General features: G+C 58.4%; 9 protein-coding genes and 1 pseudogene. 1 reads left to right on the top strand and 9 read right to left on the bottom strand.

The features are described from left to right. The first annotated feature begins 1,086 nt into the window (after positions 1–1,086). Complete coding sequence (locus THTE_RS05800) at positions 1,087–1,533, top strand: hypothetical protein (protein ID WP_095414548.1); 447 nt, start codon at positions 1,087–1,089, stop codon at positions 1,531–1,533. A gap of 49 nt (positions 1,534–1,582) precedes the next feature. Here the strand turns inward: THTE_RS05800 and THTE_RS05795 are convergent, their stop codons facing one another. The 9 genes and pseudogenes from THTE_RS05795 to THTE_RS05750 form a co-directional block, all read right to left on the bottom strand. After that, positions 1,583–2,443, bottom strand: coding sequence for a hypothetical protein (locus tag THTE_RS05795; RefSeq protein ID WP_095414547.1), 861 nt, complete (start codon positions 2,441–2,443; stop codon positions 1,583–1,585). 374 nt (positions 2,444–2,817) lie between these two features. Further along, the gene (locus THTE_RS05790; RefSeq protein WP_095414546.1) at positions 2,818–3,459 is read right to left on the bottom strand and encodes a helix-turn-helix domain-containing protein; all 642 of its coding nucleotides are present in this window, start codon (positions 3,457–3,459) and stop codon (positions 2,818–2,820) included. Between the two features lie 1,741 nt (positions 3,460–5,200). Continuing rightward, positions 5,201–6,892: an L-lactate permease gene (locus THTE_RS05780; protein WP_095414544.1), complete on the bottom strand. Its 1,692-nt coding sequence runs from the start codon at positions 6,890–6,892 to the stop codon at positions 5,201–5,203. Positions 6,893–6,991: 99 nt separating this feature from the next. Beyond that, a pseudogene (locus THTE_RS05775) lies at positions 6,992–7,579 on the bottom strand (glycosyltransferase); the annotation flags it as partial. Positions 7,580–7,813: 234 nt separating this feature from the next. Beyond that, complete coding sequence (locus THTE_RS05770; protein WP_095414542.1) at positions 7,814–9,802, bottom strand: CoB--CoM heterodisulfide reductase iron-sulfur subunit A family protein; 1,989 nt, start codon at positions 9,800–9,802, stop codon at positions 7,814–7,816. A gap of 35 nt (positions 9,803–9,837) precedes the next feature. Continuing rightward, positions 9,838–12,129, bottom strand: coding sequence for a (Fe-S)-binding protein (locus THTE_RS05765; RefSeq protein ID WP_095414541.1), 2,292 nt, complete (start codon positions 12,127–12,129; stop codon positions 9,838–9,840). Beyond that, positions 12,130–13,113 (bottom strand): electron transfer flavoprotein subunit alpha/FixB family protein, encoded by a 984-nt coding sequence (locus tag THTE_RS18270; RefSeq protein WP_095414540.1) that lies wholly within the window; start codon positions 13,111–13,113, stop codon positions 12,130–12,132. After that, entirely contained in the window at positions 13,110–13,883 is a 774-nt protein-coding gene (locus THTE_RS05755) for an electron transfer flavoprotein subunit beta/FixA family protein (RefSeq protein ID WP_095414539.1), read from the bottom strand. The genes THTE_RS18270 and THTE_RS05755 overlap by 4 nt, the downstream gene beginning before the upstream one ends. Further along, positions 13,880–15,106: a (Fe-S)-binding protein gene (locus tag THTE_RS05750; protein WP_095414538.1), complete on the bottom strand. Its 1,227-nt coding sequence runs from the start codon at positions 15,104–15,106 to the stop codon at positions 13,880–13,882. The genes THTE_RS05755 and THTE_RS05750 overlap by 4 nt, the downstream gene beginning before the upstream one ends. Between the last annotated feature and the right edge of the window lie 601 nt (positions 15,107–15,707).

Here is a 15,707-nt window from a genome sequence, read left to right as displayed (position 1 = left end):
GTGCCCAGTCCACAAAGTATTGTGTACACCTTAGGGAAATAATCGCGGACGGTACCAGGTAACGCTCGTTGGTTTCCCGCTGTGTGCACAGGATCGCTGCGACATCGCTAGAGAGTCCTGATCCGGACAAGATGTTGATGAGTTGCGATGGGGAATCGATGCGCAAAGGTCGCCCATTCATAAGGTCATCGTAAACCAAAGAAGCCGGCGAAACAACGCCTGTGGCGCCATTAAGAGCAACATAACGGCCGACGAGGCGCTCATGGACAGCCCTGATAACGGATCCTCCACATGATCCGAGATAAGACCGGACTACCTTTGCACAGAGCTGAAGATGCTTCTGTGAAAGGTCTTCGAGCGTTGTTCCCGAATTGAGGATGATCTCTTTTGCTGGCGGTGAGCAATCTCGGAGGATACTGCTATAGATATTTCCAGCCCTCAAAAGAATGCACATTCGTGCTATTTCAAAGCGAGCTGCCTCGGAGGACAAAATGGGATAAGCCGCACGCACTTTTTCGACCGTGGAGGGACTAATTTGGTCGAGATAACCGTCGCTCACCAGCCTCAAGTAGTCCGCGTTCTTTTTCGGCGGCTGAGAGTGTACATGATCCGTGGCCTGGGCCAAGTCTCTAACGCCGGATGTTTCGGTGATCGGTCCAGATTCGGAAAGTCCGGTCAGAGAATCTCAACCAATAGTATCCAAGGGACCATTCTCATTTCCCTTTACATCACACCATGCATAATTTCTGATCAGGGCCAGGGCCGTCAGTGTTGCCAATACGATCGGTACAGGAAGCACTCTTGCGATCATTGCGCCCACCTCCGATCTTTTTTAGATGCTGGCCGATATCCTTCCTTAAAGACTTTGATTACGAGCCGATATTGCAATCCGGGGACAAGTCACGCGTCAGAGCTTCGTGATTTTTCACGGCGTCATCATTTCTATTTTACCCAGCGCGACAGCCAGGCAACCGGCCGACGGTGGTTAGATTAAAGCGGGGACTTGAATTGTCAAGAGCCCTCCCAAGAATTCTGCAGAGTCCTCGAGCAAAGACCGGTTAGCTGATCTAGTCTGAGAAGCTTGTTATGCACAATTTTCCGACCACGGGAAGGCGCGAGAAACCAGCCGCGATTTCGAACCGCGGGTTTGGGACGTATGTCGCCGCATTGGTGGAAAACTTGGTCGCGGCGATAGAACTCATCCCTACGTTGGAGGACAAGAAAGCACGCCCGCGCGAAGAAAACCCGCAACTGTGCGAACGAAACGAACACTTCGAGCAACAGTTGGCTCCAATACACAAGGCCACCCCGGCCTGGGGGTCGCTCTCAAGTGGCATCGTCACCCCCAAGAACTCGTTGCCCAAGGGCGACAAGAAGCGGAAGAAGGACAGACAGGCGGGACACGGACAGCACCTGCGGTCGCCGTTTCCCCCGAAGGCAATCGACCACTTCCAGCCGCAGACGCTCGAGTATTGTTCTGATTGCAGCGGCAAGCCGGCCGCTTCCCAATCTAACCCGGAACTATTCCAGTAGGTGGAAATCCCCGAGCCCCACGGTCATCTTCTCCCCAGCGGCTGATTGATCATGCATCCTTCTCGCGGCCCTCCTCCAAAGCCCTCCTACGCCGTATCCAACTCAGTGCCCGTGTCACAGCTCGCGCACTCCACTTCCGCGGCGCAAAGTGTGTTTCGTACAGTTCGCCAAACCGCCCTCTGGTCTCCTCTACAAAATCTTTGCGAGAGTTGTTGGTGTGCCGCCTATAATATTCCCAGGCCTCGTAAATCTTCTGGTACAACTCCTGCTGCGACTCGCTCAAGGCTTGCCGTCCACGCCTTTTGGCAAGCTTCGTGGGCCGTCCATCATGGGAAGCGTTGGACTCGATCTTGTCGCCGCCCGCTTTTCCCAAAAGTGCCGCACGTAATCGCTTACGAGTTTCCTGCCCCCACCACTGCCGATATTTCTCCCAGCCAAAGGCCAGAACCGCCATGTCGTCATCCCAGCGCCGGGGAGACGGATCCTCACCCCTGGTTCCCCAATCCGGGCCGATCATCTCGCACGCCAAATCCGCAAAAAACCACGCATTCCTATCAACAGTTCCCAAGATACCCAGCAACTCGGCCGTCCGCCGTCGTAAATAAGGCAGCGCGTTAGGAAGATGCAGCATGGGATCCCAAGGGGCAAAAGGCGGAAACTCTCTTTCTTCAGGCCAGGCCTTCTCCACTTCCAGAAGCGTCTCAGAAAAAGCATCCACGGCTTTCGCAAACGCCTCATAATACTGCTTCCATTGCGGTAGCAAATACCCTCCAGGCAATATCCGCCTCCGCAGCTCCATTTCCCAAAAGCCCCGCCACGCCTCAGAGACCCCCTGCCCCCGCTCCAGGAGACGTTCCAAAGCTCTCAGAAAAGCCTCTGGCCCCTTGCTGATTTCCTCGCGATTCACCATTTTCGCCGCTCGCCTTAATCTTGCTCCCTTACGCCTCTCGGCGTGGACCATCGCGACGCCACTGGATGAGCACAAAGAGAAAAACTCCGACCGCCGACCCGCTCTTGCCGTCCACAAGAACAAGCCAACGCGCTTCGCTGGCGAATTATAACCCGCCTCTCGCCGCAAAGCTACGCACAGGGCAGCAGAAAAGCATCAGGAAAAGACAACTGACCTCTATCGAGGTCTCATCCCTTTTACGAGCCGAATTGTACCAGTGCCGGCCACCCACCCCGGCGCTCGTGCAGTCCTCCCCGCCGCCGCCTGACCGTGTCCTCAACGGATCCCCATTCAACCAGGACCAACGGCCAGATTGGGGCAACTCCTCCGTCGCTTCACCCCCCAGCCTGCTGATTCCCCCTCTCTCCCCAATACCGCCGCAAAGCCTTTTCCACCTGCTCGTCCGACCACCGTGAAAACGGATAACCAGGCGTCTCTGTCTTGGGATCCAAATTGGCCCCATAGAGCCCCACACACTTCAGCACGTGGACCGCCGCTGACTGCCGCAACCGGCGATCCTCCTCTTGCAGCAGATCAGCCTCCAGCACCTCCACTGCCCGACCGGCAATCTGCCGCAGCCGCTCCACATGGGCACCCCAGATTTCCTTCCGCCGGACTTCCAGCGCCGTCTGAAAAAGGGCGTCCCGGTTCCGCCACACCGTCACGGTTTGCCGACTCACGCCCACCGCCTCTGCCACCTCCTGGTCTGTCTTACCGGCCAGCAGCAGTTCAATGGCGTTCCGCTGCGCAATTCGCAATTGTCGGGTTTTGTCAGATTTTGGCATAGCGTTCACCTTGGTTCTGAGCCGCCCATCATCTCGGCCATCCTTCAACCGTCGGCCTTCGCTATTCACCACACGCCGAACTCGGCCGCCCGGAGCGGACTTCCCCCGCGCAGTCCGCCGCTCAAAGTCGTTCTCCTTATCATAACCCGCCACTTTCGCCAAAACCGACCGCAGGAAAAGCAAAACTGACAAGCACCGCTCCCTCTAATCGCATGCCATATCTGAAGGTCCTCGGGGTCAAACTTTCTACGCAGCAATGATTCTTACCCAGTAGCCATATTTAAATTCAGCCAATTTATGTCCATAGAAATGATTGGAACCGTCTTCAGGGGCGTGCAAGATGTCCTACAACAGTTTCCAGTCTATGCTTGAAAATAGTTTTCCCGCCGGCCGCCATTTTGCGAGGACCTGGCAGGCGGCTGCTGCACCACAACCCAGAAGGCCTTTCACCCTGACCGCCATCCCAAGCTTTCGAGGGCCCGCAAAACGGCTTGGCGTTGTACATCAGTGAGTGTCTGCCAAATCGCGACGAGCTCGGGCGGCAGCCCTTCGGGCATGGCAATGCTGCGTCCCAAGCCGACGCATGGACAGCAGTCCAGCAGAGCCTCACCGCAATCCGAGGGACGGCATCCAGAGCCCCTAGACGTAGTCCCGCCACAATCCAAAGCATTACCGGCAGAGTCAGCAACTACAGTGTCGGGATCATCCAGGCCACTCCCCGCAGAGTCAGCAAGTACAGTGTCGGGACAATCCAAAGCACCACGCCCGTGGTCGCCACTTGGTCCAGGGTCACAATCTAGAGCGTTCGATGGAGAAACTCGGGGTGCAAGTACGCAATAATCCGGAGCGCCGCATACGGAGCCACCAGAGTATGGCGCCATGCCACAACTCCTTTCCTGATCACAGGTTACAGAACCACCTTCGAGTCGGCCATCGCCCAATAAATTACTTTTTATACGCAAGTTACGACGTCTGCCGCGCCGCACAACGGCGTGATTGAATACCCCTTGCGATTCAAACTTGTCTGGCTTGCCACTTGGTGTGGGAACCTTCTTTGCCGCATTTTGTGCCACCCGTGCACCGGGTTCTGTGACACTGTACGTTTGAACACCAGCAGTGTTCGAATGCACACTTTTCGAGTCTTGTGTGGCCTTGGGAATCCACTGGAGGGCAACCTTGTATGCCAAATCTGTGGGATCCACATAATGCCGTAGCGCGATGGAGGGAGTCTTCTCCAACCAGTTGGTAACCACGGCCAGCGGGAAGGCCTGGGCCAGGTCGCTTTCGCAGCTTGCCCGCAGGTTGTGCCTCAACCTGGGCCAGGACTCCAGCCCCACCTTGGCAAGTTTCTCTTTGAGGGCCTCGCCGATGGTATTCAGCCAAGTGCCGGTGCCTGGCTGTATCGGTAAGCCGCTGATCCGTGAAGCCAGCAACGCCTCCACGTGGATAGCGCGGGACTTCAGTCCCCGGTGAAACAGAATTCATGATCGAACGTTGATAAACGGACCCGACAAGCGGGTCCCTCCGAAAAAACGAGTCGGAGGGGCACGCCTGTCGTGCCCGGTGGGATGAGATCGATAAGCGAACGTGCGAGAGCGGACCCGATGAGCGGGTCCCTCCGAATATGCGGACCTGACAAGCAGGTTCCTCCGAAGCAGGTCCCACCCGAGTCCGAATACACTTAGACATGTGAGGGTCATAAGCATTGGTACGGGCGATTGGTGAATCGCCCCTACTATACGGCGATCATGGCCAAATGGATCGGATTTCGCAGGGGCAGTTCATGAACTGTCCCTACTCGGAGGACTGGCCTTTTTGCGATTTCCCGCGCTATCATTTGCCGCCATTCTGGGTGAACTTCAGCGTACTCTGGAGGCCACCTGCCAAATGGTCGCCTTGGGGTTTTCCGGGGAAGTGTGATCACGTTGAACGGTTAACCTCTTCGGTGGCAAAAAGCGAGGCCCAGCAGGCCCGCGGCAAGGAGGTAATAGACCGTTGGGATGATTGTCTGGCGGATGATCTTTCCTTCCTGGCCGACGAGGCCCACCGTTGCCGCGGCAGCCACGACGTTGTGGACACACACCATATTTCCTGCCGCGCCACCGACAGCCTGAAGGGCAACGATCCAGAGCGGGTCCAGGGCCGTCTTCAGGGCAACTTCAAATTGAAAGAGGGCAAACGTCATGTTGCTGATTGTATTGCTACCGGCAATGAAGGCCTCCAGGGCACCAATTCCCGCAGCGAAGGCCGGCCAGATCTGTCCAACCCACTGCGAGACGGCCAGGGCAAGCTCCTGCGGCATTCCGGCCAGGCCGGCCCCGTTGACATTGGAATGAATGAAAATCCGCACTGCCGGGACGGCAAAGATAAGGGCTAGTGCCGCCGCCAGTGTCTTTTGCCCTGCTTCAGAAAATGCGTTCAGAACCCCCTGGCGTGGAACCGCGAACACCACCACGGTAAAGAGGACGGCCAGGAGAAAAGCCGTCCCCGGTGATGTGAGGACATTCCAGCGTGCCACAATTGCCAGACTGGCCACGTCCGCAGAGGTGATGGTCCATTCCCAGTTTGCCCGCGCCAGGAGATTCTTGAGGGGACCCCATTGTTCCAGGACCAGCAGTCCTGCAACAACGGCATAAGGAAGCCAGGCCATGCGAACCCCCAGGCTCCAAGAGGGCATTGGTGTTTCCTCTGCTCTGGTCTGTCCCGAATTGGGCGAAGCTGACTCGGCAAAATTCCAGGGGACCTTCGGTTGGAACCAGCCGGCGCGGGCGGCCAACGTGCTCAAAACCAGAGCCACGGGACCGCCGAGAAGCGAGGGGAACTTCGGCCCCAGCGTCCAGGCAAAGATCGCATAAGGGATACAGAAGGCGAGTCCGGAAAACAGGCAGAACTGCCACACCGCCAGGCCTTCCCGCCATGATCGTCGGGCGCCGAAAAAGCGAGTCAACAGGCAAACGACAAAAAACGGGATGAGCAGGCCGATCACCCCATGAAGCAGCGCGACGCGCCGTCCGATCTCGAAGAGCAACTGTTCATAGGCCACCGATCCCGTCAAGCCACCTGTCATGGCGTGATCCGCAAGATAGTCGAGGACCGCTGGTTGGTCCTGAAGGCCCTTATTGACGCCGACCAGGATAGGTGTCCCCACTGCGCCGAAAGAAACGGGAGTGCTCTGGATCGTCACAGAGGCGGTCGCTGCCGCAAGCGGAGGAAATCCCAAGATCACCAGGAGCGGACCGGCCACAGCCGCCGGAGTCCCAAATCCCGCGGCACCCTCGATGAAGCTGCCAAAGGCCCAACCGACGATCACGGCCTGAATGCGAGGATCCGGTGAAATCTTGCGGAAACCATCACGAATCGCCGAAACTGCCCCGGAATGCTTCAACATCGCCAGCAGAAGCAATGCTCCAAACACAATGTACAACAGCATCGCCGCGATGATCAGGCCCTCGACTGTCGCCGCAAGGATCCGCGACCAGGTCATCTGCCAGTAAAACAGTCCGATCAGCAGGGTGGCAAGGTAACACAGCGGCATGGTGCGTCGCGCAGGCCATTGCCAGCCCACCAGAAGCACGAACACCAGAAACAACGGAAACATTGCCAGAAGCGCAGCCGAGCTACCCATTCTCTTTCTCTTTCATCGAGAAAGGTCCGCGATTGTGCAGGACCAGGATCCACGGTGATGCCGCAACCAAGGCATCATACCCAGAAGATGTGGCCTTTCTCAACGAGACGGTCGGGCGATTTCCGGGCCCATGAGTCGCCTGTAGGTCTCACATAAACGTTCCGTGCGGCGGTCGAAGCTGTGATGGCGCTCGACGTGTTCGCGCCCGGCCTGACCCAGAGGTGACGCCAACGCGCGATCATCGATCAGACGCCGGACAGCCGGCACAGTCGCCTGGACATTATGCAGGGGTACGAGCAGCCCATTGTGTTCTGGCTCAATGACCGCCGGAATGCCACCGACCGGCGTGCAAATGGCCGGGACCTCCATGGCCATGGCCTTAAAAAGGACATTGGGCAGCCCTTCGCTGCGACTCAGCAGGACAAAGGCATCCATCGCGGAGTAACAGGGGCAAGGATCGGCGGCGTAACCTGCCAATGTGACGTGATCCGCAGTGCCGAGCCGCTCGGCATGGGTACGAAGAGCCTGGCATGCCGGCCCATCTCCCACCAGCAGGACGTGCACAGCGTGCCCTTGCCCAGGGAGTTCCCGCGCCGCATCGAGTAACATCGAGAGATTCTTTTCTGGAGAAAGTCGCCCCACATATCCCAACACGAATCGGCCCGGCGGAATGCCGAGCCACTGTTTTTTTTGATCGCGAGCGGTCTCCGGTCGGAAATACTCGCAGCTCGGGGCGACGTGGCAAGTACGAGCTTGCTTATTTTAACGAAATAAGCCGCCATCGCGCGCCCCGGCGAAAATAGGTAAACTTTTGGCCGCGCGTGAGAGGCAACGAAGGCCACGGACCGCGTCCCATTGCCCGGTCGAAGGTCAGGCACAACCAATGGAACGCCGTTGTGGACGATGGCTATGGATATGCTTTTACACAGAAAGAATCCCTTCGATTTCCGCCAGGATCTCCGCGGTGGAGAACAGGTCCTGCTGGGCTGCTCCGGACGGGCAAGCGGCCACACACGTCCCGCATCCTTTGCAGAGGGCGGGATCGATGACCGCCACCTGTTTTTCCTCATCGGGAGTGATTGCCCCAAACGGGCACAGGGAAACGCAAACGCGGCATCCGGAACACACTCCTTCGTTAACCCAGGCGATGTTGGGCTCCGTTTCCACCACTCCGTGGTCGATGAGGGCGAGAGCCTGCGCGGCGGCAGCGTCGGCCTGCGCCACCGTATCAGGAATGTCCTTGGGCCCCTGGCAGGCGCCGGCCACAAAAATCCCATCGCTGGCCGTATTGACCGGGGCAAGTTTGGGGTGCTTTTCCAGGAAAAAGCCTTCCGAAGAACAGGACAGATGCAAGAGCTTCCTGAGCTCCTCGGCCCCTTCCGCCGGTTCCAGGGCTACTGCCAGAATGAGCATATCCACGGGAATCTTGCGAACGCGTCCCACCAGAGTGTCCTCGACCGTCACGAGCAGCCGCCGCCTATCGCCGTTGTCCGCCAGACGTTCCACTTCGCCCACTTTTCCCCGCACAAAGTGAACACCTTCCTTCTGTACCCTCTCGTAGAACTCTTCGAATCCTTTGCCGGGAGCACGAATGTCAATGTAGAAGTTAAAGACGTCTGCTCCTGTCCGTTCCCGAATGAGGTGCGCCAGTTTAATGGCGTACATGCAGCACACACGGGAGCAATACGGATGAGCGTTGCGGTCGCGGCTGCCCACACAGTGGACGATACCCACCGCCTGGGGCTTCGCACCGTCCCGAAGCAAGACCTCGCCCCCGGTGGGGCCAGCTGCGTTAAGAAGTCGTTCCACTTCCAGTGCCGTGTACACCTCGGGAAACCGGCCGTAGCCGTAGTATGCAAGGGGCGTGGGATCAAACGTGCGAAAACCCGTGGCTACGATGATCGCTCCAACCTCGTATTCTTCCACCCACTCCTGTTGTTCGAAGTCGATAGCCTTGCGATCCGTGCAGGCTTCCAGGCAGGTTTGCTTGCATTTTCCGGTTCGCAGTCGCAGGCACGTTTGGGGGTCGATAACGGGGAGGCGCGGCACAGCCTGGGGAAAGGGCAGATAAATGGGTTTTCGCTTGGACAGGCCCAGATCGAATTCGTTGGGAATCTTGAGGGCCTTAAAGAGGCAGGCCTCGATGCACTGGAGGCACCCGACGCACAGATCCTCGCGGATGTAACGGGGTTTCCGAAGAACCCTCACCAGGAAGCGGCCCACCGAGCCCGTCACTTCCTGAATTTCTGAAAAAGTGAGCAATTTGATATTAGGATGGTCTTTAACGGCCGACATCTTGGGGGTCAGAATGCAGGCAGCACAGTCTAGGGTGGGGAAGGTCTTGTCAAATTTCGCCATGTGTCCGCCGATGGTGGGTTCCCTTTCCACGAGGATGACTTCCTTGCCGGCGTCGGCCAGGGTGAGCGCCGCCTGGATCCCAGCAATCCCGCCGCCGATAACCAACACTCGGGGCACGACGGGATACGACCGCGGAGTGAGCGGCTTTTGCACCGCCACTCGGGCCACCGCCGCAGCGATCTGAGCGCGAGCCCGGGTCTGCGCAACCGGTCCCGCTGGAGCCGTCCACGCGACGTGTTCGCGAATATTGGCTATGGCAAGAAGATAGGGGTTAACCCCAGCCTCCCGGAGGACGCGGCGGAACGTGCTTTCATGGAGATGGGGAGAGCAGGCCGCCACCACCACACGGTTGAGACCATACCTCGCCACATCCTCTTTGATGAGATCCTGACCGGGTTCGGAGCACATATATTTGTAGTCCCGGGCCACCTGCACGTGGGCCAGAGTGCTGGCGTACTGGGCCAGCTCGGCCACATCGAGGGTTGCGGCGATATTGGTGCCGCAGTGGCACACGTACACACCTACTCGGATTTCGCCCGTGGCCTGCACCATCGTCCCACCTCCGCCGCCAGGTATTTTTGTGATGTTTACGCTTCGAAAACGGTTGGCTCGTCCGGATCAGAAGGGGACTTTCCCAAGACCGCCTCTCCCAAAAGCACGGTGATATCCACGACGCGGAGTTTTTGCTCGTAGCCAAGAGATTTAACAGCGTCCTGGAACATGACGAGGTCTTTTGGACACGCCACCACCAGGTCTTGCACGCCGACGAGATTGATGGCCTCTCGAATTCGGTTCTCCGCGGGACGCTCCCGGGTATCAGGACGATCTTTCATCCAGATCCGGCCTCCGCCAGCCCCGCAACAGAAACTGTGCCGGCCATGCCGAGGCATCTCCACAAGAGTGCATCCGATTGCTTCGAGGATCGCTCTTGGGGCATCGTAAATCCCGTTGTACCGTCCCAGGTAACACGGGTCGTGGTAGGTTACCCGCCGCTTTATTCTTCTCACCACCTTAAGACGACCTTCCTGGAGGAGTTCCCAAAAAAGCTCCACCAATGGGCGTACCAGGCCAGGAGCGCTTGAATTGATTGTGCCAGAACTGCTCGAGTGGGACTTCCTCGATAAGGCTGGTCCTGATGCGCCCTTCGTGCTGGATGATTCCACAGGCTGCCATTCCCTCGCCGAACTCGGGCCTTTTTGCCGTGCCAATCCCGCTTGCTCAAGGCCGTACTCGTTCCGCAGGGCGTGGTAACTATGCGGGTCTCCTGTGATGATGGCGCGGAAACTGGCTTGCCGGAAGCTGGCAATGTTTTCTTCCCGAAGATATTCGAAAAGCCCTTCCTCACCTGCTCGGCGAGCGTCATTGCCGCTGTTCTTCTCCTTGTCAAAGAGGATCCCGAAATCAACCCCAGCGAGATGGAGAAGCCGTGCAGCGGCCTGGGTAGCGCTTTGAACCCGCGGATCGTAGGATGCGTAATCCCCCACAAACCACAGGTATTCAACCGGTTCCTTGCAAGCGTTTTTGACAGGAAAGCCAAGCCCTTTGGTCCAATCTCCCCGTTTGCGCGGGGATTGCCCGAAGGAATTTCCGTACCGCTGGAGATTGATGAAGACTTCCTCGAGTCCGCTCCCCAGTCTCCCGGAATCCACGAGGGCTCTGCGGTAAGCGCCGACCAGCCCGGTATGTCGAATCAGGACTGGACACACCTCTTCACACAAGCGGCACGTGTAGCAGGACCAAATGGCCTCCTGACGTAGCCATTCGCGTTCTTCCGAAGGAATACGCGGAACAAGTGGCAGCCAGCGGAGTTCTGCCAAAAGCTGCCCCTGGGCTGCCCACACGAGTCCTTTAGGAGTCAACGGCTGACCCAGGACATAGGCCGGGCAAAGTTCCTGACACTTTCCGCACGCCGTACAGGCGGTAATCTCCATCCTTTGCCGCCAGGTCAGAGCCGGGAGGGAAATCCCTGGGGACGAAGTCGGTCCGTTTTCCGAGGCCACCGGCCATTCATCAGAGCGGGGCAAGACCACATGGGCCAACCCAGCGACAAGATGGATCGCTTTGGTGAAGGGAATTAAGATGAGGAACGCGAAGGCCGCCAGAGCGTGGAGCCACCAGACGATCAGGTGCGTGCCTCGAATTGCAGAGAGGGACAGGCCTCCGAACAAAGCCGCAAAGCCATTGCCAATGGGCGACCATCGAGCGATGGTCGCGGCGGCCACGGCTGTCTGATCCCTCGGGTGTTCACTGGAGGCCGTTGCTCGTACCTCGCTGTCATTTGCAAACGTTGGGCTGAGGAGTCGGCCGCCTTCGATCCGGAGTCCCTCCAGAGCAAATCCGGTAATTCCAATAAACAGAAGGAGCCCCACCAAAACGGGAGATTGCCAAGCGTCCCGGGAAGAACGCGGCCTGGACAGTCGAGGCGGCCGCAAGATGTATCGCCGATAAAGCGCCAATCCGGCTCCTATCACCAGGGCGACCCCTGCCAGATCGAGGACCAGTTCAAATATCTGATAGGTCACTCCCGAAAGAAGTCGCCATCCCCAAATGAGGTGAAATACATCCCAATCGATCGTGGCCAAAGCAGTCCCGATCGCCAACATGACCATGCCCCAAAGCAGGAGGCTGTGCGTGATGAGCGCGAACGGGTCGCTGTGAAGCCGTTCCGGAAGAACGACGTAACGGAGCAATCGGTCAACCGTCGATCTCCAAGTTTGCCAGGTCCATGGGACGCCGTGTTCGGAAGCCCCGCGCCGCCACGACCGAACGTGGCTCACAATGCCCCACACAAGAACGAGCATCACCGCCAATCCGAGAACATATTGGAGTGCTTCGCTCCATTCCGGAATGTTCCAGAATGTGGGGCGGACCGGTACCATTCAGGTCTCCTGACGTCGCGCAATAAGAGCCTCTTTCAAGGCAGGAACCACATCGAACAAATCCGCAGCGATTCCGTAATCAGCCACATGAAAGATGGGCGCCTGTTCGTCGCGATTGATCGCCACAATCAGATCGGCGTCTTTCATTCCCTCCACGTGTTCTGGGGCCCCACTGATCCCCAGCGCCAGGTAAAGTTTCGGTTTGACGATCATCCCCGATTTACCCACTTGTCGCGTAGGTGGTAGCCAGCCCTGATCGACCACCGGCCGGGAACCGCACACGACGCCTCCCAGGACCTCTGCCAACTCCTCCGCGACCTCCAGGTTTTCTCGCCGCTCAATTCCCCGGCCTACGGCCACCAGAATCTCCGCCTGGGTGATGTCCACATCTTCTCGCTGCGGCTCAATCCACCGCTGGAAACGGACCCGATCGTCCCATTCCTCCGGCGCGACCGTCTCTCTTTCGATCACAGGCTGCTTGTTCCGGGGGGCCACTTCTTTGCGGAGAAAGCTGCCCGGCAACAGCAGGACCACAGCCGGCCGGGCCTCGACCTCCACATCCACCATGAGTTTCCCAGCGCAGATCCGACAGGTGGCCCATAACGAGTTTTCCCGCCGTTCCAACCACTGGCAATTGGCGACAAGTGGCACACCCCAGTAAGCCGCCATCAAGGGGCCCAAATCCAGCCCCCACGAACTGCTACCCACGAGGACCAGCTCGACTTCCGCCCGATCCAGCTTCGAGCAAAGAAGCTTGGCCTGGGCCAAAGCGACCGGCTGGCCGACCTGGCCATCCTCGAATGTAATAATTCGATCCGCAAGCTGGAGCACTGAATTCCCCTCGGCCGGGATTTCACCAAACATGTAGGCCACCACCTCGTCCTGGTCACCAGCCAGGAGGCGTGCAGCAATCAGACACTCCCGCGTCAAATCGGTGATCTTTCCCTGGTAAGCTTCCACCGGGACAGCAATGCGGCGGCTCATTTCAGAATTCCTTTCTCCAGCAAGAGTTCGACCAGTTGACGGGCGACTTCTTCTTCCGAACCTCGAAGCATAGTGGCATGGGCTGTGACTGGGGTAAGATACACCCGTCGGATCGCAGCCGGTGGTTCCTTCAGTTCATCGGGCCCCTCTATAGTCTCGAACTGCACCTGCTGGGCCGCTGCGCGGATCCGGCTTACCGGCACATACCGCGGGGGTTGACTGGCCGTGAGGATCCCCACGACCGCTGGCAACCGGACTTCCATTTCCGCCAGGATGGCTCCTGGATATTCCTTGAAGGCCCTCCATGCCTCAGAACGACCAGAGCCCTCGACCCCCCGCACCACGCCCACATAACTCCAGCCGAGTGTAGCCGCAAGCTGCGGCGCTGCCATCCCCAAGAACTCCGTTGGAGACTGACATCCCATGAGTACCAGATCAATCCCCAACGCCGGTACGAGGCGGGCAAGGGTCTCTACGATCTCCAAGCTGTTGGGTGGCTCTCGATGAGGCCACGAAATCTTGATGATCCGATCAACCCCCTTGGCTGCCGCCATGTAAAGGACCTGGTCGATCTCACCAAAATCGAAGGCTGTTACCATGATCCGGGCCCGATGCTTCTCCTTCAGCAGGAGGGCCTCCTCCAAAGCGTGGTCATCACTCTCATTGAGGACCAGCGAGGTCTCTTCCCAGTCAAGGTTGTCCTCCTGCGGGGTGACGACCAGGGGTTCCACCAGGTCCGGCACGAGCCGCACCGTAACCAGCACGTTCATGGACCACCTCCTTCACTCAGTCCCATGGATTCCGCCAGCAGCTCAAGGATGTCGCGCACCCTGAGCCTGTCTTCTGCCCCAGCCACTTTCACCGCGTCCTCGAAGCGGGACAATTCGAAGGGACAAGAAACCGCCAGAATCTCCGCGCCTGTCTTGAGCGCATGCTGGACCCGCACGTCGGAAAGCCGCCGCCCCCCATGCTGTGTGATGAAGGCATCCAGCCACATCCCGCCACCACCCCCACCACAACAGAGGGCGTGCTCCCGGTTCCTCTCCATCTCCACCAGTTCGATGCCCGGAATAGCGGTCAAAAGCTTCCGCGGAGCATCGAAACATCGGCACCGCCGGCCAACACAGCAATTGTCGTGGTAGGTGACCCGAGCGTTGATCCGTTTGACCAGCCAGGGGCGAAGCTGTTCCAACCGGGAGGCTAGAAAAGTCGTGTAATGCTCGGCCGGAAACACCGCCCCAAAACGGGGATAAAACTTCTCCAATGCTCGAAAGGCATGGGGATCGAGAAGGACGATCTTTTCGAACTGGAATCGTTCAAACAGACGCCGGTTGCTTTCCACCAGCATTTCAAAAAGGCCTTCCTCGCCGAACAAGCGGTCGCAATCCCCCAGCGCCCGTTCCTCCTTGCCCAAGATCCCCCAGCGGATCCCCAAGGCGGTGAGGATGCGGGCCATCTCCCGCGCGACCACCTGGTTCCGAGGATGGTAAGAAGGATAACACCCGACCAGCCAAAGGACCTCGACCGGCTCCGGGGATTTAGAAAGGTCCCGCACTGTTACTTCCAGCCCCCGCGTCCATTCGAGCCGCTTTCGGGGCGAATGTCCAAACACGTTCCCGTAAAGGTAGAGGTTTTGGAAGGCCGTCCGCAGCTCAGAGGGCGGCTGAATACCCTCCTGGAGGGCGTAATCCCGCATCGCCGGCCACACGGTGTCTGTGAGATCGATCTGGCGGGGGCAGCGGAGAGAGCACGTATAACACCCCACGCACATCCAAATCGAGGGGCTCCGAATGACCCGCTCGAGCGTACCGCTCCAGGCCTCGGCGATGATCCGCCGGGGCGTATACTCCATGGCGTCCCCCAGGGGGCACGAACTCGCGCACAGACCACATTGCATGCACGCCCAAACCGTGGAGCCCTCCGGGGGCGAGAAGAGCATGCCGTAAAACTCGGCAATCCGAGAAGATGAGCCCGCTGCCATTTCCCCGCTCATCGCCGTCCCTCCCGTGCGAGTACGGCCTGCCGGAGGCCAGGTTTATTACGGCCGGCGATTCTTTACTGGCCCAAAGAACAATTTTCACCCATAAATTTAATGGCACGACTATCCGTGTCAATAACCAGTATGGGGGATATTTGTAGTCTGCGACTAACGCGCGAATATGTATCCTTTGTGTAGAACAAAATGCCCTCTTTTTGCCGGAGAGTATGAGCCGCAAGAGTACATATCCGCCGCTTTTACAACGGTTTTGTCCGTCGTTCGACAGCAGCGCCATGTTGCTCTTTTGCTCGAACAAACGTTCGTTTATGGGCCCATTGCGCAGATCAGAGAGGTGGGTTCCGATGATCAGAGCCACCGGCTGCCGTGGAAGGCGTCCCTCCAGGGACGGATGGAGGGTCGGGTTCCAGCCCGGCTGGTCATGGTCGTGCCAGGGGGGACGGCAAGTTTGTAAAGGCTAAAGCCTTCACCGAAAAGCGGCGATGAATCGCTGCACTCCATGGAGTGCGGGGCTTTAGCCCCGCTTTCAGCGCGGGACTTCAGTCCCCGCTGAAATGGAATTCATGATCGAACATCGAACGTTGATAAACGGACCCGA

The organism is Thermogutta terrifontis (genome assembly GCF_002277955.1).
Taxonomy (GTDB): domain Bacteria; phylum Planctomycetota; class Planctomycetia; order Pirellulales; family Thermoguttaceae; genus Thermogutta; species Thermogutta terrifontis.
The sequence above is the reverse complement of the archived record's forward strand: the minus strand, read 5'-3'. Positions and strand labels throughout refer to the sequence as shown.

Excerpts from the sequence above, each read along its gene's own strand:
- THTE_RS05795 (WP_095414547.1), bottom strand. The coding sequence starts at position 2,443 with ATGGTGAATCGCGAGGAAATCAGCAAGGGGCCAGAGGCTTTTCTGAGA.
- THTE_RS05750 (WP_095414538.1), bottom strand. The coding sequence starts at position 15,106 with ATGAGCGGGGAAATGGCAGCGGGCTCATCTTCTCGGATTGCCGAGTTT.
- THTE_RS05800 (WP_095414548.1), top strand. The coding sequence starts at position 1,087 with ATGCACAATTTTCCGACCACGGGAAGGCGCGAGAAACCAGCCGCGATT.
- THTE_RS05770 (WP_095414542.1), bottom strand. The coding sequence starts at position 9,802 with ATGGTGCAGGCCACGGGCGAAATCCGAGTAGGTGTGTACGTGTGCCAC.
- THTE_RS05765 (WP_095414541.1), bottom strand. The coding sequence starts at position 12,129 with ATGGTACCGGTCCGCCCCACATTCTGGAACATTCCGGAATGGAGCGAA.
- THTE_RS05755 (WP_095414539.1), bottom strand. The coding sequence starts at position 13,883 with ATGAACGTGCTGGTTACGGTGCGGCTCGTGCCGGACCTGGTGGAACCC.
- THTE_RS18270 (WP_095414540.1), bottom strand. The coding sequence starts at position 13,113 with ATGAGCCGCCGCATTGCTGTCCCGGTGGAAGCTTACCAGGGAAAGATC.
- THTE_RS05780 (WP_095414544.1), bottom strand. The coding sequence starts at position 6,892 with ATGGGTAGCTCGGCTGCGCTTCTGGCAATGTTTCCGTTGTTTCTGGTG.